Here is a 20,385-nt window from a genome sequence, read left to right as displayed (position 1 = left end):
GCAGGGGGGACCCTGTGGGAGAGTAGGACGCCGCCGAACTTTTGTTGTGGGAATGCCCTGTGCCTTTAGGTACAGGGCATTCCTGCGTTCAAAGCAAATTTTATGAATGCCTTCGTGTGGGCAGTCCGCATTTCTGCCGACTGCCCACACCGTCATGTCTCAGAGCCGGCCCGCGGCCTTCAGAGCGAGATAGGCGTCGGCGAGGGCCGGGGCGAGTTTCTCCGGGGTGGCGTCCACCACGGTGACGCCGTGACGCCGCAGTTGTTCCGCCGTACGGCGGCGCTGAATTTGTGCCTGCGTTCCGGCGGCCGCCGCGTAGACCGCGTCCACTGTGCCCCGGCCCGCGCTCATCTCCTCGACATGGGGATCGGCGACCGAGGCGACCACGACCGTGTGCCGCTGGGTGAGCCGGGGGAGCACAGGGAGCAGGCCCTCCTCGACGGGGGCCGTGTCCAGGCTTGTGATCAGCACGATCAGTGAGCGCCGTGGGGCGCTCCTCAGCACGGCCGAGCTGAGCCCGCGAGCGTCCGTTTCCACGAGCTCGGGCTCAAGGGGTGTCAGAGCGTTCACGACCGCGGGCAGCACATCCCCTGCGGAGCGGCCCTGCACCTGTGTACGGATGCGGCGGTCATAGGCGAGGAGGCCCACACGGTCACCCGCGCGCGACGCGAGCGCGGTGAGGAGGAGCGTGGCATCCATGGCCGCGTCGAGGCGGGGTACGTCGCCCACTCGGCCGGCCGACGTGCGTCCGGTGTCGAGGACGACAAGGATGTGCCGGTCGCGTTCCGGCCGCCAGGTCCGTACAGCGACCGTCTGCCGGCGCGCGGTCGCCCGCCAGTCGATGGACCGGGTGTCGTCGCCGGGCACATAGGCGCGAAGGCTGTCGAACTCGGTGCCCTCGCCACGGGTGAGCACGCTGGTGCGGCCGTCCAGCTCCCGCAGCCGGGCGAGCCTGGACGGCAGGTGTTTGCGGCTGGTGAAGGGCGGCAGCACGCGGACGGTCCACGGGACGTCGTGGGTGCCCTGGCGGGATATCAGACCCATGGGGCCGAACGAGCGGATGGTGACGCGTTCCGCGTGCCGCTCGCCGCGGCGGGTGGGGCGGAGAAATGTGCTGAGGCGGCGGCGCTCACCTGCCGGGACCGTCACCGTGTGGCGGGACGCCGCCTGTTCGGTACCGGGGAGCCAGCTGCTTGGTGGCCAGGCGTCGCGCAGGTGTGCGCGAAGACGGCGGCCGGAGGGGTTGGTGACGGTGAGATGGACCTCCGCGCCGTCGCCGAGTCGAACTGACGTATCACCACTTCGGGTGAATCGAAGGGTTCGCACTGGTGCAGCCAGGGCGTAGTCGCACAGAATTGCCATCGAGAGCGGTGCGTTGACGGCGAGGATGCCCGCCCAGCTGGGGGCCAGGACGCCGACGGGGATTGAGCCGAGGGCGGCGAGGAGAGCGGTTCGTCCGGTGAGGGCCACGGTTCACCGTCTCATCGGGGGACGGGCACGTGGGCGAGGATCGCGGTGATGACGGAGTCGGCGGTGACTCCCTCCATTTCGGCCTCGGGCCGGAGCTGGACGCGATGGCGGAGGGTGGGAAGGGCCAGTGCCTTCACATCGTCGGGGATGACGTAGTCACGGCCGGTGAGCCAGGCCCAGGCGCGCGCGGTGGAGAGCAGGGCGGTGGCGCCTCGTGGGGAGACGCCCAGGGCGAGTGAGGGGGATTCACGAGTGGCACGGCAGATATCGACGATGTAGCCCGCTATCTCGGGCGAGACGGAGGTCTTGGCCACCGCGGCGCGAGCCGCCTCCAGGTCGGCGGGCCCGGCGACGGGTCGCACCCCCGCGGCCCGGAGGTCACGCGGATTGAAGCCCTCCGCGTGGCGGCTCAGGACGTTGATCTCGTCGTCGCGGGTGGGGAGCGGGACGGTCAGTTTGAGGAGGAAGCGGTCGAGCTGGGCCTCGGGAAGGGGGTAGGTGCCTTCGTATTCGACCGGGTTCTGGGTGGCCGCGACCAGGAATGGATCGGGCAGGGAGCGCGGCATGCCGTCCACCGTGACCTGGCGTTCTTCCATCGCTTCCAGAAGCGCCGACTGGGTTTTGGGCGGTGTGCGGTTGATCTCGTCGGCGAGCAGGAGATGGGTGAAAACAGGACCGGGCTGGAAGGAGAACTCGGAGGTCCGCGCGTCGTAGACGAGGGACCCGGTGATGTCGCCCGGCATCAGATCGGGGGTGAACTGGACGCGTTTCGTGTCGAGTTCGAGGGACGCGGCGAGTGCCCGGACGAGAAGAGTCTTCGCCACACCGGGGACTCCCTCCAGGAGGACATGGCCGCGGCAGAGAAGGGCGACGACAAGCCCGGTGACGGCGGGGTCCTGGCCGACCACCGCCTTCGCGATCTCGGTGCGCAGGGCCTCCAGGGAAGCACGGGCGCTGTCCGAGCTCTCAGCGGTCTCTGTGGTCGGGGCACTCATGAGGTGCGTACCTCTCTTTCGAGGGCGTCGAGTTGGTCCGCCAGGCGGATGAGAGCGGTGTCACCGGCCGGGGCCGGGCCGAAGAGCAGCGTACGGAGGTCGAGGCCGGTGTCCGGGAGCCGGGCCGATATGGCGGAGATCAGTGCCTCCGGTGAGTGGGCGTCGGCAGCGGCGACGCCCAGGAGGGGAGCGAGGCGGTCGCGGGTCGCCGAGCGCAGGACGGCGGCGGCGCGATCCCTGGCGTTCGCCCTGCGGTAGAGGCGTGCGCGGCCCTCCACGGACTCCGAGGCCCTCGTGGCGACAGGTAGCCGTTCGGTCACGAGCGGGCCCAGCCTGCGGGCACGCCAGGCGGCGGCCAGCACCGCGGCGAGGAAGAGCTGGAGGGTGCCCCACAGCCAGCCGGAGGGGATCAGATCGAGGAAACCGCTGTCGCCGCCGTTGTCACCGTCGCTTCCGGAAGCGGAGGCATCACCGAGTGAAGGGAGGTACCAGACGAGATGAGGCCGGGATCCGAGGAGTTGAAGGGCCAGCGACGCGTTGCCCCGTTTGTCGAGGCGATCGTTGTAGAGAAGGTCGGGGGAGCCGAGCAGCACCGTGTCACCGGCGTCGGAGTCGGTGTCGGCGCTGGTATCCGTGCCGGCGATCCTGAGCAGGGTCGGCAGACCGTCACTCATGTAACAGCCGTCGGCGTCCGGAGAGTCGGTGAGATAGCGCTCACCGCCGATGTCGACCGAGCCGGCACGGCCGGCGGCGGGCAGCGAACAGCCGGGAGCACGGGCGGAGACCGGCGCCGGGGTGTTCGTACGGACGCCGGGAGCCAGCACATCGACGGAGGGTGGGCCGGCGCCCAGCAGCACGGTGCGTCCTCCGGACGCCGCCGTCGCCTCGCGCAGGGACCGCTGCTGGTCGCGCGTCAGCAGATCGGGGTTGGTGACCAGCAGCGTGGTGTCCGGGCCTGTTGTGGCCATGGCCTCGGCCAGTGTGGTCGCGACGTCGATGGAGACCCCGCTGTCCTTGAGCAGTTCGGCGGTGGCGCGGCTGCCGAAACGGTCCGCGGAGCGCGGGTCGAGTCGGCCGTGCTGCTCGCCGGAGCGCAGGGCGGCGATGGCGGTTCCCGCTGCCAGAAGAAGCACGAGCGCGATGAGGAGCCCGCGGCCCCGGGCCCAGATCTGACGGACGCCGGGGGAGACCGAGGTGGCGCTGGTCGTGGCGTTCACTCGGCGGTTCCTCCGGCCGTGGCGCCGAGCTGCGGCCTCGCGTGTTCCAGGTCGAGGTCGAGTGCGCGCAGACGGAGATACGTCCGCTGGTCGGTGGGGCGGCCTCCGTATGTGACGTCGTCGAACTCCCGGGCGGCCGCGCGAAGCCGGTCCGCCTGGGCGGGGAGTTGGTTCCCGGCTTCGGAGGCGGCCTCGTCCGCGGTGCGGCCGGGGCGCGGGACGAGCAGGGCCCGTTCCTCCAGGGAGCGGACGATGGCGCGCATCCGTTCCTGGACGGCTTCGTTCCAGCGGCCGGCGGCCGCGTGCGTATCGGCGGCGGCACGGTGTGCTGCGGCGCTCCGGGGCCCGTCGTCGAACAGGGAGCCGCCCGCGCTGCCGGGTACGCGGCGCGGGGTCCCCAGACGCCAGAAGAGCGTGGCGAACAGGGCCATGACGATCAGTACGACGACAACAAGACCGAGTGGACCGCCAGGGGCGGCGCCGGAGAGGGAGTCGAAGATCTTGCCGATCCACTCCCAGAAGCTGTCGAGTGCGCGCTGGAGGAGGTTGGGGTCGTTCTCGTGGTACATCGGCTTGGACAGCTCCCGCTCCGCCGCCTCACGGGCGGGGAGGCGGGAGGTGTCCACCGGTACGTCGTCGCTTGCGCGAGTGATCAGCCGTGCCGTTGTCACGCCCCCCGTGATGAACACCGTGTCAGCCCCTGGAGGCGTCGGGGCCCGCCGGACCGGAGCCGTAACCGGGAACGCCGGCGGCCCGTGCCAGTTCGAGGTCGAGGGCTTCGCGACGGATGCGCTGGTCCACGTAGAGGAGGACGGTCACCCCGGCGGAGATCGGATAGGTGAGCGCGGAAGCGATCACCGTGCCGATGCCGGTGATGATCAGCGAGGGCCATCCGAAGTCCGCGCCGGTGTTCGAGATCAGGCCGCTGAGGCCGTCACTGTCGGCGGCGGCGGCGATGATGGCGAAGGGCACCGCGATGACCATGGAGACCAGGAAGGTCAGCAGCATCGTCAGAGTCAGCACGCCGAAGGTGCGCCACCAGGCGCCGTTCACCAGCTTGGCGGAGCGGCGGATGGACGCCGGCACACTCTGCCGTTCCAGCATGAGGGCGGGCGAGGCCAGGCTGAAGCGGACCATCAGCCAGACGATGACGACGAACGCCGCGAGACCGCCGACGAGGGAGAGCGCGACTCCGGCGGCGGACCCCACCACCAGGCCGGGGACGATGCCGACGGCCATGACGGCGGCGCTCATCAGCGGCAGCAGCAGGGTCAGGCCCAGAAGCTGGGGAAGGCGGGGCCGGGCCTCGGCCCAGGCCTCCGAGAGAGTGACGGTGCGTCCCAGCACGGACCGGCTGACGACGACAGTGAGTACCGCCGTGGTGAAGAGGGTGCCGATCAGGGTGATGGCCAGCGAGGGCGCCAGGCCCAGAAGACTCGACTGGGCCGCGTCCCCGGCCTGCCGCAGGGCCTCCGACGGGCTCGCGTCGGGATCGACCTCGACCGGCTCGGGAAGGAGGTAGCGCTGGACGAGTATGTCGCCGATCTGCGAGACCACGGCGACGGCGATGGTGACGCCCAGCACCGTGCGCCAGTGGGCGCGCAGGGTGGACACCGCTCCGTCGAGGATCTCGAGTGCGCCGAGTGGACGGAGCGGGATCACTCCGGGCTTGGCCGCGGGCGGACGGCCCCAGCCTCCGCCCGGTCCGCGGCCCTGGACGGGACCGCCGCCGCCCCAGCCCGGTGCGGGCCTGGGGGTGGCGGGGCCGGGCGCCCCGCCGGGGGCGCTGGGCGGCGACCACTGGCCGGCCGGCGGCTGGGCGCTGGACCACTTGGAAGGGGAGCCGGTGTCGTCGGCGGGTTCGGCGGGCCTGGGCACGGTGGCGTCCTGGCCGTCGGACGGGGCGGATCCGGGCGAGGCCCAGCCCGGAGTGTCGTTCACGGTCGTCCACCTCGGGGATTGGTTGGGGATCCGGCTCGGCGAGCCGGCGCGTCAGCGGCGCCTGTCCGCGAAGCAGAGCGGCGGTCCGGCAGCCATCGTGCCACGGGTGGGGCCCCGGCGGACCGGGGACGGTATGTCCTTGTCGCGGTCGCGCTCACCTTCATTGTCGGTGGCGCAGCGGGCAGACTGGGCGGATGGCTGATCAGTACGCACAAAACGCGGTCGGCGCAGAGCCGTCCATGCTCCCGTCACTTCGCTGGGACGAGCCTCCGGAGGGGCCCGTACTGGTGCTTCTCGATCAGACGCGCCTTCCGGTGGAGGAAGCCGAGCTGGTCTGCACCGATGTGCCCGCTCTGGTGCGGGCGATCCGGACGCTGGCGGTACGCGGAGCGCCGCTGCTGGGTCTCGCGGGCGCCTACGGCGTGGCCCTGGCCGCGGTGCGGGGTTTTGACGTGGAGGACGCGGCCGAGCAACTCGCGCAGGCGAGGCCCACCGCCGTGAACCTCGGGTACGGGGTGCGGCGGGCACGTGACGCGTACCGTTCCGCGGTCGACCAGGGCGCGGATCTGGAGCAGGCGGCCGCGGCGGCGCTCGCCGAGGCCAGGGAACTGCACCGGGAGGATGCCGAGGCCAGCTCGCGGATGGCGGCGATCGGGCTCGCGCTCCTGGACGAGCTGCTGCCGGGTGGCGGGCACCGGATCCTGACGCACTGCAATACCGGCGCGCTTGTCTCGGGTGGCGAGGGCACCGCGTTCGCCGTGGCGCTGTCGGCCCACCGGGCGGGCCGGCTGCGGCGCCTGTGGGTGGACGAGACACGTCCGCTTCTGCAGGGCGCCCGGCTGACGGCGTATGAGGCGGCTCGCAGGGGGATGGCTTACACACTGCTCACGGACAACGCGGCCGGTTCACTGTTCGCGGCGGGAGAGGTGGACGCCGTCCTGATCGGGGCGGACCGGATCGCCGCCGACGGCTCTGTGGCGAACAAGGTGGGCAGCTATCCGCTTGCCGTACTGGCCAAGTACCACCATGTGCCGTTCGTGGTGGTCGCGCCCACCACGACGATCGATCTCGCGTGCCCGGACGGCGCGTCGATCGAGGTGGAGCAGCGGCCCGGGCAGGAGGTGACGGAGCTCACGGCGCCGCGGTCGGCGGTGGCGGGAGTGGACGGCGGTGGCGGGATGCCGGTGGCGCCGCTGGGAACGCAGGCGTACAACCCGGCCTTCGACATCACGCCCCCGGAGCTGGTGACGGCGATCGTCACCGAGAACGGGGCGCTGTCTCCGGTGACCGGGGAGGGAATCGCGGAGCTGTGTGCCGGGCCCCGCCGGGTATCGGCGGCTCAGGGGATGTTGCCGGGCTGAGTGGCGGACACGGTCCCTGCCCGCGCCGGCGCGGGCGGGTGACGTTCGACACCGCCGTTGGGCCGGGCTCGGTTCTGCCGGGTCTCGTCCTGTTCCTTCTCGTCGCCGTTGGCCTCACCTGCGCGATCCGCAGCACGGTGAAGAGTTGGGCCGTCACCGCTCTCGATGTCATCGCGGATGCGCTGGTCGGCCATGGGGGAGGAGCAGCACCGAGCCGGGCCCGGCGGCGTTCTCGCGCGCGCCGCCGGGGGCCGAACCGCCGGCCGAACCGGGACCGGGGGGCGTCGACATGGCCGGAGCGTTCAACTGCCCCGGGGATGGTGAGTTTCTGAGCCTCCGTCAGGTGGACAGTGGCCGGTCCGGTGCGGTTCGCCTGGCGGGCACACGGAGCGTCGTGCCCCGGCCCCGGATGCCTCGGGGGGAGTCCGGAGGGCCGATCCCCGCCGTGCCGATCGCGGGGAGCACGGCCGGGCCGCCCGGGACGGGCCCGGCGAGTGGGCCTGGTCTCAGAGTCCGGAAGTCGCCGCTGCTCCACTACGGTGTGGGAGCGACGGGAGGCGGGATCGGGACAGGACGGCGCTGTGACGGCCGCCCGGGGCCCGGACCGATGGTGACGGGTTGGACATCAGTGGTTGACATCAACGGCAGCGGACGACAGCGGTCAGTGACGGACATCGGCGCACATCGCCGTCGGTCGGTGAGCTGGGTCACGCATGTCTACTCAACGGAAATGAAAATGGGATGATGTCGGTATGAAGGGACGCGTCCTTGTCGTCGATGACGACACCGCACTGGCCGAGATGCTCGGCATTGTGCTGCGTGGTGAAGGGTTCGAGCCGTCGTTCGTAGCTGACGGTGACAAGGCGCTTGCCGCCTTCCGTGAGGCGAAGCCGGATCTGGTGCTGCTGGATCTCATGCTGCCCGGCCGGGACGGCATCGAGGTGTGCCGGCTCATCAGGGCCGAGTCCGGGGTGCCCATCGTCATGCTCACGGCCAAGAGCGACACGGTTGATGTGGTGGTCGGGCTGGAATCCGGGGCTGACGACTACATCGTCAAGCCGTTCAAGCCCAAGGAGCTGGTGGCCCGGATCAGGGCCCGGCTGCGCCGCTCGGAGGAGCCGGCGCCCGAACAACTGGCCATAGGTGATCTCGTCATCGACGTGGCGGGCCACTCGGTGAAGCGGGACGGGCAGTCGATCGCCCTGACACCGCTGGAGTTCGATCTGCTGGTCGCGCTGGCCCGTAAGCCGTGGCAGGTGTTCACCCGTGAGGTGCTCCTTGAGCAGGTCTGGGGTTACCGCCACGCGGCGGACACCCGGCTGGTCAATGTGCATGTTCAGCGGCTGCGCTCCAAGGTCGAGAAGGACCCGGAGCGGCCGGAGATCGTGGTGACCGTCCGGGGTGTCGGCTACAAGGCGGGGCCGAGCTGACGTGGCCGGTGGCAGCGCTGCTCCGAAACCCGGGGAGCCGGGAGTCCGTGCGGAGCGGGCTGCCGGGCCGGGCCGCGCGTTCCAGGGGTACGGCCGGCTGTTCCGGGGCGGCAGGCTGCTCCAGGACGGTTCGCCGGGCGGACCGGTGCTGCGGCTCCTGGTGCGCTGGGTGAGGCGTCCGCTCCTGCCGGCTGTCCGGCTGTGGCGGCGGAACATCCAGCTCCGGGTGGTCGCCGCCACGCTGCTGATGTCGCTCGGAGTGGTGCTGCTGCTCGGGTTCGTGGTCATCGGCCAGGTGCGCAACGGTCTGCTCGAAGCCAAGGAGAAGGCGGCTCAGAGCCAGGCGGCGGGCGGCTTCACCGTGGCGAAGGAGAAGGCCGACGCGACGGCGGCGCCCGGCGGGCGGGAGGACGGCGGCGCGAGCGGCAGGCCGGGCAGGAACTCCGTCAACTGGCGGTCCGACCTCGTCGAACAGCTCGCCAGCGGCGGCCCCGGTGCCTTCAATGTGGTGGCGCTGAGCCCCGACTCGGAGGACGCCGCCTCCACCAGCCGTGCCCCCCGGGTCTCGGGCGGAGTCGACTTCGCCAGCGTTCCCGCCGATCTGCGCTCCGCGGTCGCTCAGGGCACCGGGCCCTTCGAGACATACGCCCAGATCACGTACACCGGTGCCACGGACGACCGGGAGCCGGAGCCGGGGCTGATCGTCGGCAAGCGGCTGAACGACGTCGACGGCAACGCGTATGAGCTTTATTATCTCTTCCCGCTGACCCAGGAGGAGCAGTCGCTCAACCTGGTCAAGGGGACCCTCGCCACGGCCGGGCTCTTTGTGGTCGTGCTGCTCGGGGCCATCGCCTGGCTGGTGGTGCGCCAGGTCGTCACTCCGGTGCGGATGGCCGCCGGGATCGCCGAGCGGCTCTCCACGGGACGCCTTCAGGAGCGGATGAAGGTCACCGGTGAGGACGACATCGCCCGCCTCGGTGAGGCGTTCAACAAGATGGCGCAGAATCTGCAGCTCAAGATCCAGCAACTGGAGGAGCTCTCCAGGATGCAGCGGCGCTTCGTCTCGGACGTCTCGCACGAGCTGCGCACCCCGCTGACGACCGTACGGATGGCCGCCGATGTCATTCATGAGGCGCGCGCTGACTTCGATCCTGTGACGGCGCGCTCCGCCGAACTGCTCGGGGACCAGCTCGACCGCTTCGAGTCGCTGCTGTCGGACCTGCTGGAGATCAGCCGGTTCGACGCGGGCGCGGCGGCGCTGGAGGCCGAGCCGATAGATCTCCGTGAGGTCGTACGCCGGGTCATCGGCGGCGCCGAACCGCTGGCCGAACGCAAGGGCAGCCGGATCCGGGTCCTCGGGGACGAACAGCCCGTCGTGGCGGAGGCCGACGCCCGCCGGGTCGAGCGGGTGCTGCGCAATCTGGTCGTCAACGCCGTCGAACACGGCGAGGGCAGGGATGTCGTCGTCCGGATGGGAGTGGCGGGCGGGGCCGTCGCGGTCGCCGTCCGGGACTACGGCGTGGGCCTCAAGCCCGGGGAGGCCACCCGGGTCTTCAACCGCTTCTGGCGGGCCGACCCGGCCCGGGCCCGCACCACGGGAGGCACCGGGCTCGGCCTGTCGATCGCCGTCGAGGACGCGCGGCTGCACGGCGGCTGGCTGCAGGCGTGGGGTGAGCCGGGAGGCGGCTCGCAGTTCAGGCTGACGCTGCCGCGCACGGCGGACGAGGCGTTGCGCGGCTCGCCCATACCCCTGGAGCCCGAGGACTCCCGGCGCAACCGTGAGCGGGTCGCCGCCGAGGACCTCAAGGAGAGCGCGCACCGGCTGGCGAGTGTGCCGGTCCAGTCGCGGGCGGACCGGTCGGCGCTGCCGGTGCCTTCGCTGATGCCCGCGCCGCCCCGTACGACGGCGGCGGTCGACCCGGCCGCGCTGCCGGGCAGCGGGGCCCGGGTGGTGGCGCGTCCCCCGGGCGAGCGCCCCGCGGAGGACGGATCCGATGACTCCGCACAACAGGTACCGCCGGAGCGGGAGGACACGATTCGTGGGCGCTGACCGCAGTCGGTACGGCCGGAGAAGCGCGGTGGGGGTTCCGGTCGTGCTCGGGATACTCGCCGTGCTGCTGGCGGGATGCGCGTCGATCCCGGACAGCGGCGATGTGGAGCCGGTGAAGGCGTCGCCGCCCGGCGAGTCGCAGGTCCGGGTGTATGCCGTGCCGCCGAGGGACAAGGCGGAGCCCGACGAGATCGTGGACGGCTTCCTGGAGGCCATGACCAGTGACGATCCCGACTTCACGATGGCCAGGAAGTATCTGACGAAGCAGGCGGCGCGGAACTGGCAGCCGGAGGCGGGGACGACCGTGCTGCGCGCCGCTCCCGACCCCGGGGGCCCCAAGGAGCCGTCCGGTACCGACAGCACCAGCCTGACGTATCCGCTGTACGGCGACCGGATCGCGGACGTGGATTCCTCGCACGCCTACGAGTGGCTCGCGCCGACCAAGTACAACGGCCGTATCCGGCTGGTGCGGCAGGACAGCGGTGGCTCGGAAGGCAAGGAATGGCGCATAGACAGCCTGCCGCAGGGCCTGGTGCTCGGCGAGTCGGATTTCCAGCGCAACTACCGGCCCGTCAATAAGTACTACTTCGCCTCCGGTGAGAACTGGCTGGTCGCGGATCCTGTGTACATCCGCCAGCGAATAGATCCGACGACCCGGATGGACCCCGTCACCCAGGCGGTCAAGGTGCTGCTCGACGGGCCGACAAGCTGGCTGAAGCCGGTCGTCGACTCGCCCTTCCCCGCCGGTACGGCCCTTCAGAAGGGCACGACCTCGCTGGAGTTCGACGACCGCAACGCGCTGAAGGTGCCGCTGAACGACAAGGCGTCCAAGGCGGGACGTCCGCAGTGCCGGCGGATGGCGGCGCAGTTGCTCTTCACGCTGCGGGGTCTGACGGCCACGCCGGTCGGTCAGGTCGAGCTGCTGGCGGACGGTTCCTCGCTCTGTGTGCTGAGCGGTGACCAGGCCGAGGAGTTCGCGCCGGACCGCACCACGGGCCGTCCCGACAATCCCTACTTCCTCGACGACAAGGGACGGCTGTCGCTGCTGGAGGCCGCCGGGGACGGCGCCGCCGACCGGACACCTGTCATCGGACCCTTCGGGGACGGCGGGGTGAAGCTCGGCGCCGTCGCGGTGGCCCGTGACGAGAAACACGCGGCGGGTGTCACGGACGACGCCCGCGCCCTGTACGTGTCGTCGATCCTCTCGGACAGTGAGCTGGGCGACGAGCTGGTGTCGAGTCACGGCGCCCGTGCGGAGGACAGGCTGTCCGCGCCGAGCTGGGACGGACGCGGTGATCTGTGGGTCGCCGACCGCGATCCCGCGAAACCGCGTCTGCTGTGGTTCGAGGAGGGCGCGGGCACTCCGCGGGAGGTCCTGGTCGAGGGGCTCGGCAGCGCGCGCATCGAGGCGCTGCGGGTGTCGGCGGACGGAGTGCGGATCGCGCTGCTGCTGACGGAGAAGGGGCGGACCAGCCTCCAGATCGGCCGGGTGGAACGGCACGGCCCGGCGGCCGATCCGACGGTGTCCGTGGTGCAACTGCGTTCGGCGGCTCCGCAGATGGAGACGGTGACCGCGGTGTCGTGGGCCGGGCCGAGCCGGCTGGTGGTGGTCGGCAAGGAGAAGGGCGGGGTGCAGCAGGTGCGCTATCTGCAGACCGACGGCTCGACCTCGGCGGCCGGTGTGCTGCCCGGCCTGAACCAGGTGACGGGCATCGCGGCGGCGGACGACGACCGGCAGCCGCTGGTGGCCGATTCCGAGGACGCCGGGATCGTACGGCTGCCCACCGGGGCGAACTGGCAGACCTTGGTGAAGGTGGGCTCGTCGCCCGTCTATCCCGGCTGACGGATACGCGCCGCGCCGGATCGGTTCGGCCAGGCACGGGATCGCTCCGGATCACTCCGGGGTGATCCGGTGACGCTGCCGGGCGTCGCGGAGCGGGCGTGACTTCTGAGACACGCCGGAGTTGTCCACAGGGGTGGCCGGGCGCTCCGGACGTTGGCACAGTGTGTCCCATGCGGGGGTGGTGGCGGGAGATCACCGGCCTGGTGCTGCCGGTCGCCTGTGGCGGCTGCGGCAGTCCCAGGACGCCTTTGTGCGAGGACTGCGGCCGGGCGCTGTACGGGACGTGGCCCTGTCGGGTGCGGCCGGCCCCCGAGCCCGCGGGACTGCCGGCGGTCCATGCCGCCGCGCCGTACGAGGACGCCGTACGGGCGGTGCTGCTGGCGCACAAGGAGCGGGGCGCGCTCGGTCTGGCGGGGCCGCTGGGCCGGGCCCTGGCCGGGGCGGTACGGGTCGCCGCGCCGCCGGGTACGGGCGTGGGCCCGCTGCTTCTGGTGCCGGTGCCGTCCACGCGGCGCGCGGTCGCGGCGCGCGGACATGACGCCGGCCGCAGGATCGCGCTGGCCGCCGCCGGCGAACTGCGTCGTACGGGCCGGTCCTGCCGGGTGCTGCCGCTGCTGCGGCAGCGGCGCGCGGTCGCCGATCAGTCGGGGCTGGGCGCCCGCCAGCGGCAGGTGAATCTGACCGGGGCGCTGGAGGTGCCGGTCGGCGGTGCGCGGCTGCTGGCGGGCGGCCGGGTGGTGCTGGTCGACGACCTGATGACCACGGGCGTCTCGCTGGTGGAGGCCGCGCGGGCACTCCGTGCCGCCGTGGGACCGGGCATTCCCGGGTTCGCACACATGAGCGCGGCGGTTGTCGCCGCGCCGCCTCTCTCTTTCGAAATAAACCGGAACTGACTTGGATCTTTCGGCGTTGCGGGTAAAGAGGGAAGAAAAACAGCCGAAGAGAGGTACGGGCGGGTAGCGGGTGCCGACACCGGCGCGGGAGGGCTATGTTCGGTTGTAAGGAATGGCCGAGGCCAGGACTGACTGAATGAAGCGGTGCGTCCGGGTGGTTTTCGGAACCTTCGAAATTGGTGGGAGTGAGGACGTAGTCGACGGGGGAGGAGAGGTGAAAGTCGCCAAGTCCGAGGCCCCTGTGACTACTGGGGTCTGGTGCAACAGGGAGTAACTCCGCAACGAGGCGGAGTGATCCGGGAACGGAGTTCTGCGTGGACATCGTCGTCAAGGGCCGCAAGACAGAGGTGCCCGAGCGGTTCCGCAAGCACGTGGCCGAGAAGCTGAAGCTGGACAAGATCCAGAAGCTCGACGGCAAGGTGATCAGCCTCGACGTCGAGGTGTCCAAGGAGCCCAACCCTCGACAGGCCGACCGGTGCGACCGGGTGGAGATCACGCTCCACTCCCGTGGCCCCGTGATCCGTGCGGAGGCGGCCGCGGCCGATCCGTACGCGGCACTCGACCTGGCCACCGGCAAGTTGGAGGCGCGCCTGCGCAAGCAGCACGAGAAGCGCTACAACAGGCGTGGCCCCGGGCGTCTGTCGGCGGCCGAAGTACCCGACGTGGTTCCTGGCGTGGCCCAGTTGAACGCGAACGGTGAGACCGCGGCGGAGGAGGCGGCAGCCGCCGTCCCCACTACGATGATCGGCTCGCTGGAGGTGCAGGGCGAGGGACCGCTGGTGGTCCGGGAGAAGAACCACGTCGCCGCACCGATGAGCCTCGACCAGGCGCTCTACGAGATGGAGCTGGTCGGGCACGACTTCTATCTGTTCATCGATTCCGACACGAAGGAAGCCAGCGTCGTCTACCGGCGCCATGCCTATGACTACGGTGTGATCCACCTCAGGACGGATCCGCTGGCCGAATCGGAAGTGGGCGGCGCCGGCGGCGCCCTCGGCGGCTGAGCGGAGGCCGTCACACGGCCGGACGGCGGAGAGCCGCTCCGGTGGTGCCCCTGAGCGCTTTCGCGCCCTCGGGGGCACCACTGTGCGAGCGCAAGGATCACCGCTCGGGCGCCCGGGCATGAAATCATGGCGTCGCAAGCCAACAGGTGGTCTGCGAACTGCGGTTGGCCGGCTCTGATGACCTCGGGCCATGGCCTTCAGGGGGAGGAACGATGGCGGACAGCTTCGGGCCGGTGCAGAACCGGAACGATGCCGGCGACCGGGTCGGCGGCTCCGGACCCGATGCCGACGCGGAACGGAACGGGCCCGGCAAGGAGCCGATCCGGGTCCTTGTGGTGGACGACCACGCGCTCTTCCGCCGAGGTCTGGAGATCGTCCTCGCCCAGGAGGAGGACATCCAGGTCGTCGGTGAGGCCGGAGACGGGGCGGAGGCCGTCGACAAGGCCGCCGATCTGCTGCCGGACATCGTGCTGATGGACGTACGGATGCCCAGGCGCGGCGGTATCGAGGCGTGTACCTCCATCAAGGAGGTGGCCCCCAGTGCCAAGATCATCATGCTGACGATCAGCGATGAGGAGGCCGACCTCTACGACGCGATCAAGGCGGGCGCCACGGGCTATCTCCTCAAGGAGATTTCCACCGACGAGGTGGCCACCGCCATTCGCGCCGTGGCTGACGGCCAGTCACAGATCAGCCCGTCCATGGCGTCGAAGCTGCTGACCGAGTTCAAGTCGATGATTCAGCGCACCGACGAGCGAAGACTTGTTCCGGCGCCGCGTCTGACGGACCGTGAGCTGGAAGTCCTCAAACTGGTCGCCACGGGAATGAACAACCGCGATATCGCGAAGGAGTTGTTCATCTCGGAGAACACCGTGAAGAACCATGTGCGCAACATCCTGGAGAAGCTGCAACTGCACTCCAGGATGGAGGCCGTGGTCTATGCGATGCGGGAGAAGATTCTCGAAATCCGCTGACGGCCCGGCAGTTCCGCGCCTTCGCCGTCGCCGCCGGGCCCGGTGTCCGGCCTCCCGGTCCCGCTCTTCGGTGAGCGGGACGCGCTCGCTCAGACGGCGGCCAGCGCCGCCGTCAGCGGTCCGCGCAGCTCCGGTGCCTCGACCCGCTCCACCCGGACGTCGGAGCAACCGACCCACTCCGCCGCTTCCCGGAGCGCCCGCGCCATGGGGAGTACGGCCTTCGGAGTGTCCAGCGACACCTGCTTGGCCACCAGGGTCTTGCCCTCGCGCGCCGGATCGACCCGCCCCAGCAGCCTGCCGCCGGAGAGCAGCGGCATCGCGAAGTAGCCGTACACCCGCTTGGGCTTGGGCACATACGCCTCCAGCCGGTGGGTGAAGCCGAAGATCCGCTCGGTGCGGGCCCGCTCCCAGACGAGGGAGTCGAACGGCGACAGCAGTGTCGTGCGGTGCCGTCCGCGCGGCTCCGTCGTCAGGGCCGCCGGATCGGCCCAGGCCGGCTTGCCCCATCCCGCGACCGTCACCGGGACCAGCCCCGAGTCCGCGATCACGGCGTCGACCTGCTCACCCTTGAGACGGTGGTAGTCGGCGATGTCGGCGCGCGTACCGACGCCGAGGGACTGGCCCGCGAGGCGTACGAGCCGGCGCAGGCACTCCGTGTCGTCCAGGTCGTCGTGGAGGAGATCGTCGGGGACGGCCCGCTCCGCGAGGTCGTAGACCCGCTTCCAGCTCCGCCGCCCGGTGCAGACGACCTCGCCGTACATCAGGGCGCGCTCGACGGCCACCTTCGCCTCGGACCAGTCCCACCACGGGCCGCCGTTCTTGGCCCCGCCCAGCTCCGTCGCGGTCAGCGGGCCCTCCGTACGGAGCTGCCGGAGCACCGCGTCGTAGGCGCCGTCGGACAGAGAGTGATACCACTTCGGGTGCGCGCGATAGGCCCGGCGGCGGAAGGCGAAGTGCGGCCACTCCTCGATCGGCAGGACGCAGGCCGCGTGGGACCAGTATTCGAAGGCGTGCGGCCGGGCCGGCGCCGCGCCGGCGGCCTCCGGGGTCCAGTAGGCGTCCTCGACGGTCTTCCGGCCGACGGCGCCCAGTCGCGCGTAGGGGATCAGCTCGTGCGACCGGGCCAGCACCGAGATCGTGTCGAGCTGCACGGCGCCGAGATGGCGCAGCACACCCCGGACCCCACCGCGCCGGTCGGGGGCGCCGAGGAACCCCTGAGCGCGCAGGGCTATGCGGCGGGCTTCGTCGGCGGACAGCTCTGCGGTGGCGGGCGGCACAGTCGTCATGAACGGCACGATAGACCGCGGCACTGACAGCCTGTCCGGCAGATCAGTCCCGTGCGGGCAGGTACGGGTGGGCGCTCGGCAGCCCGAGGTCGGACGGCAGCAGCCCGCCGATCCAGCAGTCGCGGAGGGTGCCCTTGTTGAGCAGCCCGCCGCGCAGGACGCCCTCCACCACCGCCCCGGCCTTCTCCGCCACCGCGCGGGAGGCGGTGTTGCCGACCTCGGCACGCCACTCCAGCCGTACCGCGCCCAGGGCCGTGAAGGCGAAGTGGGCGAGCGCCGTCATGGCCTCGGCCATATAGCCGCGGCCCCGGTGCTCCCTGGCGGTCCAGAAGCCGATCTCCCAGTTGCCCGAGCGGGGATGGTGCAGGCTGATGGCGGCGACCACCGGTCCGCCGTCGCGCGGCTGTACGGCGAAGGTGTACTCCGTGTCGTTCCGCCAGCCCTCGGGGACCAGCCGTGTGACGAAGTCCTCCGCGTGCCGGCGCTCGTACGGGGAGGGGATCGTCGTCCAGCGCTGGATGTCGGGATCCTGGCAGACGGCGTACACGCGATCGGTGTCGTCCGCCGTGAAGGCGCGCAGCCGCAGGCGCTCCGTCGTCAGAGTGAGAGGTTCCATGGAGGGATTCTGCTGAGCGGGAGCCGGGCGACACGAATGCTTTTCCCACCTCACCGGCACCTTCCACGCGGTCCGCGCGTTCTCTTTCCGGGTGACGGCAGGCCGGTGCGACGGCGGCCCTCCCGGCGCGGGCGGGTCCTCGCTTACGATGGCCGTTGCGGTGGGGCCCGCCTGCCGTGCCCGCGCCCGTGTCCGTACCACGACCCACGTGCCAGGCCCGACCGGCAAGGAGACCAGCCTCAGTGTCCGTCTTCAACAAGCTCATGCGTGCAGGCGAAGGCAAGATCCTGCGCAAACTGCACCGCATCGCGGACCAGGTCAACTCCATCGAAGAGGATTTCGTAACCCTCTCCGACGCCGAGTTGCGGGCGCTCACCGACGAGTACAAAGAGCGCTACGCCGACGGTGAGAGCCTGGACGACCTGCTCCCCGAGGCCTTCGCGACCGTCCGCGAGGCGGCCAAGCGCGTGCTTGGCCAGCGGCACTACGACGTCCAGCTCATGGGCGGCGCCGCGCTGCACCTCGGTTATGTCGCCGAGATGAAGACCGGTGAGGGCAAGACCCTCGTCGGCACGCTGCCCGCCTATCTCAACGCCCTGTCCGGCAAGGGCGTGCACCTGATCACGGTGAACGACTACCTGGCCGAGCGCGACTCGGACATGATGGGCCGCGTCCACAAGTTCCTGGGCCTCGAGGTCGGCTGCATCCTGGCCAACATGTCGCCCGCGCAGCGCCGTGAGCAGTACGCCTGCGACATCACGTACGGCACGAACAACGAGTTCGGCTTCGACTACCTCCGGGACAACATGGCGTGGTCCCAGGAGGAGCTGGTCCAGCGCGGCCACAACTACGCCATCGTCGACGAGGTCGACTCGATCCTCGTGGACGAGGCCCGTACGCCGCTGATCATCTCCGGCCCCGCCGACCAGGCCACGAAGTGGTACGGCGACTTCGCCAAGCTGGTCACCCGGCTCACCAGGGGCGAGGCCGGCAACCCGCTCAAGGGCGTCGAGGAGACCGGCGACTACGAGGTCGACGAGAAGAAGCGCACCGTCGCCATCCATGAGTCCGGTGTCGCGAAGGTCGAGGACTGGCTGGGCATCGACAACCTCTACGAGTCGGTGAACACGCCGCTCGTCGGTTATCTGAACAACGCGATCAAGGCCAAGGAACTCTTCAAGAACGACAAGGACTACGTCGTCATCGACGGCGAAGTCATGATCGTCGACGAGCACACCGGCCGTATCCTCGCGGGCCGCCGCTACAACGAGGGCATGCACCAGGCGATCGAGGCGAAGGAAGGGGTGGACATCAAGGACGAGAACCAGACCCTCGCCACGATCACCCTGCAGAACTTCTTCCGTCTCTACGGCAAGCTGTCCGGTATGACCGGTACGGCCATGACCGAGGCCGCCGAGTTCCACCAGATCTACAAGCTGGGCGTTGTGCCGATCCCGACGAACCGGCCGATGGTCCGCATGGACCAGTCCGACCTGATCTACCGCACCGAGGTCGCCAAGTTCGCCGCGGTCGTCGACGACATCGCGGAGAAGCACGAGAAGGGGCAGCCGATCCTGGTCGGCACCACCTCGGTCGAGAAGTCCGAGTACCTCTCGCAGCAGCTCAGCAAGCGCGGTGTGCAGCACGAGGTGCTCAACGCCAAGCAGCACGACCGGGAGGCGACGATCGTCGCCCAGGCCGGCCGCAAGGGCGCCGTCACCGTCGCCACCAACATGGCCGGCCGTGGTACGGACATCAAGCTCGGCGGCAACCCGGACGACCTGGCGGAGGCGGAGCTGCGGCAGCGCGGCCTGGACCCCGTCGAGCACGTCGAGGAGTGGGCGGCTGCGCTGCCGGCCGCGCTGGAGAAGGCCGAGCAGGCGGTCAAGGCTGAGTTCGAAGAGGTCAAGGACCTCGGCGGGCTCTATGTCCTGGGCACCGAGCGGCACGAGTCGCGCCGTATCGACAACCAGCTCCGAGGCCGTTCCGGACGTCAGGGCGACCCGGGCGAGTCCCGCTTCTACCTCTCTCTGGGCGACGACCTGATGCGGCTGTTCAAGGCGCAGATGGTCGAGCGCGTGATGTCGATGGCCAATGTGCCGGACGACGTACCGATCGAGAACAAAATGGTGACGCGCGCCATCGCGTCCGCCCAGTCGCAGGTCGAGCAGCAGAACTTCGAGGCGCGCAAGAACGTCCTGAAGTACGACGAGGTCCTCAACCGGCAGCGCGAGGTCATCTACGGCGAGCGCCGCCGGGTCCTGGAGGGCGAGGACCTGCATGAGCAGGTGCGCCACTTCATGGATGACACGATCGACGCGTACATCCAGGCGGAGACCGTCGAGGGCTTCGCCGAGGAGTGGGACCTGGACCGGCTGTGGAGCGCGTTCAAGCAGCTCTACCCGGTGAAGGCCACCGTCGAGGAGCTGGAGGAGGCGGCCGGCGACCGTGCCGGGATCACCGCCGAGTTCATCGCGGAGTCCATCAAGGACGACATCCACGAGCAGTACGAGGACCGGGAGAAGCAGCTCGGCTCGGACATCATGCGTGAGCTGGAGCGGCGCGTGGTGCTGTCCGTCCTGGACCGCAAGTGGCGCGAGCACCTCTACGAGATGGACTACCTCCAGGAGGGCATCGGCCTCCGCGCCATGGCGCAGAAGGACCCGCTGGTCGAGTACCAGCGCGAGGGCTTCGACATGTTCAACGCCATGATGGAGGGCATCAAGGAGGAGTCCGTCGGCTATCTGTTCAACCTGGAGGTCCAGGTCGAGCAGCAGGTCGAGGAGGTCCCGGTGCAGGACGCGGCCGAGCGCACGTCGCTGACGAAGGAGGACGCGGTGCCCGCGGGCACCGGCCGTCCGGAGATCCGGGCGAAGGGCCTCGACGCCCCGCAGCGCCCGGACCGGCTGCACTTCTCCGCTCCCACGGTGGACGGTGAGGGCGGCATCGTCGAGGGCGACTTCCAGAACGCGGACGGGCCGACGCGCTCCACGTCGGACGGGCTGACGCGGGCCGAGCGACGCAAGGCGCAGAAGGGCGGCAACGGCAGCCGTCGCCGCAAGAAGTAGCGGCAGGCCGCCCGGCCCCCGGCCGGACGACCGGGGGCCGGGCCGGTGACAGGGCCTGACGGGCCGGGGCGCACACGGGGTGGGGGGGCCCCGGCCCGGTTCCGTGTGCCCGGTCCGCGGGTGGCCGGGCGTCGCCCGCCGGGGGGCCGGGGGCGCCCCGCGGGGCCCCGGCCGGGCCCCACAACACAATAAAAAAAACACCCGACCACCCAAAACCCCCACAAAGCACGGCCCAGC

15 protein-coding genes are annotated in these 20,385 nt (G+C 70.5%); 8 read left to right on the top strand and 7 right to left on the bottom strand.

What is annotated here, in order from left to right:
- Window positions 1-159: 159 nt before the first annotated feature.
- Genes ABZ707_RS32770 through ABZ707_RS32750 form a run of 5 tightly spaced genes read right to left on the bottom strand, consistent with a single transcriptional unit; the run spans window position 160 to window position 5,623 of the window.
- Window positions 160-1,470, bottom strand: coding sequence for a DUF58 domain-containing protein (locus ABZ707_RS32770; RefSeq protein ID WP_360182380.1), 1,311 nt, complete (start codon window positions 1,468-1,470; stop codon window positions 160-162).
- Between the two features lie 11 nt (window positions 1,471-1,481).
- Window positions 1,482-2,465 carry a MoxR family ATPase gene (locus ABZ707_RS32765; RefSeq protein WP_360182377.1) on the bottom strand — a complete coding sequence of 328 codons (984 nt, stop codon included), beginning with the start codon at window positions 2,463-2,465 and terminating at the stop codon, window positions 1,482-1,484.
- Entirely contained in the window at window positions 2,462-3,682 is a 1,221-nt protein-coding gene (locus ABZ707_RS32760) for a DUF4350 domain-containing protein (RefSeq protein WP_360182374.1), read from the bottom strand. The genes ABZ707_RS32765 and ABZ707_RS32760 overlap by 4 nt, the downstream gene beginning before the upstream one ends.
- On the bottom strand, window positions 3,679-4,371 hold the full coding sequence (locus ABZ707_RS32755; protein ID WP_360182371.1) for a DUF4129 domain-containing protein: 693 nt from the start codon (window positions 4,369-4,371) through the stop codon (window positions 3,679-3,681). Before ABZ707_RS32755 ends, ABZ707_RS32760 begins: the two co-directional genes overlap by 4 nt.
- Before the next feature lie 4 nt (window positions 4,372-4,375).
- Complete coding sequence (locus tag ABZ707_RS32750; RefSeq protein WP_360182368.1) at window positions 4,376-5,623, bottom strand: glycerophosphoryl diester phosphodiesterase membrane domain-containing protein; 1,248 nt, start codon at window positions 5,621-5,623, stop codon at window positions 4,376-4,378.
- 194 nt (window positions 5,624-5,817) lie between these two features.
- Between ABZ707_RS32750 and mtnA the strand changes: the two genes are divergently transcribed.
- From mtnA to ABZ707_RS32715, 7 genes are all read left to right on the top strand, one after another.
- The gene (gene mtnA / locus ABZ707_RS32745; RefSeq protein WP_360182365.1) at window positions 5,818-6,984 is read left to right on the top strand and encodes an S-methyl-5-thioribose-1-phosphate isomerase; all 1,167 of its coding nucleotides are present in this window, start codon (window positions 5,818-5,820) and stop codon (window positions 6,982-6,984) included.
- A 752-nt stretch (window positions 6,985-7,736) separates the two neighbouring features.
- Entirely contained in the window at window positions 7,737-8,414 is a 678-nt protein-coding gene (gene mtrA, locus ABZ707_RS32740) for a two-component system response regulator MtrA (RefSeq protein WP_009333493.1), read from the top strand.
- 1 nt (window position 8,415) lies between these two features.
- Window positions 8,416-10,464, top strand: coding sequence for an MtrAB system histidine kinase MtrB (gene mtrB / locus ABZ707_RS32735; protein WP_360182361.1), 2,049 nt, complete (start codon window positions 8,416-8,418; stop codon window positions 10,462-10,464).
- Entirely contained in the window at window positions 10,409-12,307 is a 1,899-nt protein-coding gene (locus ABZ707_RS32730) for an LpqB family beta-propeller domain-containing protein (protein ID WP_360182358.1), read from the top strand. Before mtrB ends, ABZ707_RS32730 begins: the two co-directional genes overlap by 56 nt.
- 170 nt (window positions 12,308-12,477) lie before the next feature.
- Window positions 12,478-13,200 (top strand): ComF family protein, encoded by a 723-nt coding sequence (locus ABZ707_RS32725; protein WP_360182355.1) that lies wholly within the window; start codon window positions 12,478-12,480, stop codon window positions 13,198-13,200.
- Window positions 13,201-13,514: 314 nt separating this feature from the next.
- Entirely contained in the window at window positions 13,515-14,204 is a 690-nt protein-coding gene (gene raiA / locus ABZ707_RS32720) for a ribosome-associated translation inhibitor RaiA (RefSeq protein ID WP_360182352.1), read from the top strand.
- A 212-nt stretch (window positions 14,205-14,416) separates the two neighbouring features.
- Window positions 14,417-15,178, top strand: a complete 762-nt coding sequence (locus ABZ707_RS32715) for a response regulator transcription factor (RefSeq protein ID WP_360182349.1) — start codon at window positions 14,417-14,419, stop codon at window positions 15,176-15,178.
- An 89-nt stretch (window positions 15,179-15,267) separates the two neighbouring features.
- Here the strand turns inward: ABZ707_RS32715 and ABZ707_RS32710 are convergent, their stop codons facing one another.
- Both ABZ707_RS32710 and ABZ707_RS32705 read right to left on the bottom strand, forming a co-directional pair.
- On the bottom strand, window positions 15,268-16,464 hold the full coding sequence (locus ABZ707_RS32710) for a crosslink repair DNA glycosylase YcaQ family protein (protein ID WP_360182346.1): 1,197 nt from the start codon (window positions 16,462-16,464) through the stop codon (window positions 15,268-15,270).
- A 43-nt stretch (window positions 16,465-16,507) separates the two neighbouring features.
- Window positions 16,508-17,080: a GNAT family N-acetyltransferase gene (locus tag ABZ707_RS32705; RefSeq protein WP_360182343.1), complete on the bottom strand. Its 573-nt coding sequence runs from the start codon at window positions 17,078-17,080 to the stop codon at window positions 16,508-16,510.
- A 242-nt stretch (window positions 17,081-17,322) separates the two neighbouring features.
- Between ABZ707_RS32705 and secA the strand changes: the two genes are divergently transcribed.
- The gene (gene secA / locus ABZ707_RS32700; RefSeq protein WP_360182340.1) at window positions 17,323-20,148 is read left to right on the top strand and encodes a preprotein translocase subunit SecA; all 2,826 of its coding nucleotides are present in this window, start codon (window positions 17,323-17,325) and stop codon (window positions 20,146-20,148) included.
- Window positions 20,149-20,385 lie beyond the last annotated feature (237 nt).

Origin of the sequence: Streptomyces sp. NPDC006923 (assembly GCF_040635655.1) — a bacterium.
Taxonomy (GTDB): Bacteria; Actinomycetota; Actinomycetes; order Streptomycetales; family Streptomycetaceae; genus Streptomyces.
This window is presented reverse-complemented; position numbering and strand designations above follow the sequence as displayed.

What these genes read in the sequence shown, in the direction of transcription:
- ABZ707_RS32730 (WP_360182358.1), top strand. Translation starts at nt 10,409, where the DNA reads ATGACTCCGCACAACAGGTACCGCCGGAGCGGGAGGACACGATTCGTG.
- ABZ707_RS32705 (WP_360182343.1), bottom strand. Translation starts at nt 17,080, where the DNA reads ATGGAACCTCTCACTCTGACGACGGAGCGCCTGCGGCTGCGCGCCTTC.
- ABZ707_RS32765 (WP_360182377.1), bottom strand. Translation starts at nt 2,465, where the DNA reads ATGAGTGCCCCGACCACAGAGACCGCTGAGAGCTCGGACAGCGCCCGT.
- mtrA (WP_009333493.1), top strand. Translation starts at nt 7,737, where the DNA reads ATGAAGGGACGCGTCCTTGTCGTCGATGACGACACCGCACTGGCCGAG.
- mtnA (WP_360182365.1), top strand. Translation starts at nt 5,818, where the DNA reads ATGGCTGATCAGTACGCACAAAACGCGGTCGGCGCAGAGCCGTCCATG.
- ABZ707_RS32710 (WP_360182346.1), bottom strand. Translation starts at nt 16,464, where the DNA reads ATGACGACTGTGCCGCCCGCCACCGCAGAGCTGTCCGCCGACGAAGCC.
- ABZ707_RS32715 (WP_360182349.1), top strand. Translation starts at nt 14,417, where the DNA reads ATGGCGGACAGCTTCGGGCCGGTGCAGAACCGGAACGATGCCGGCGAC.
- ABZ707_RS32725 (WP_360182355.1), top strand. Translation starts at nt 12,478, where the DNA reads ATGCGGGGGTGGTGGCGGGAGATCACCGGCCTGGTGCTGCCGGTCGCC.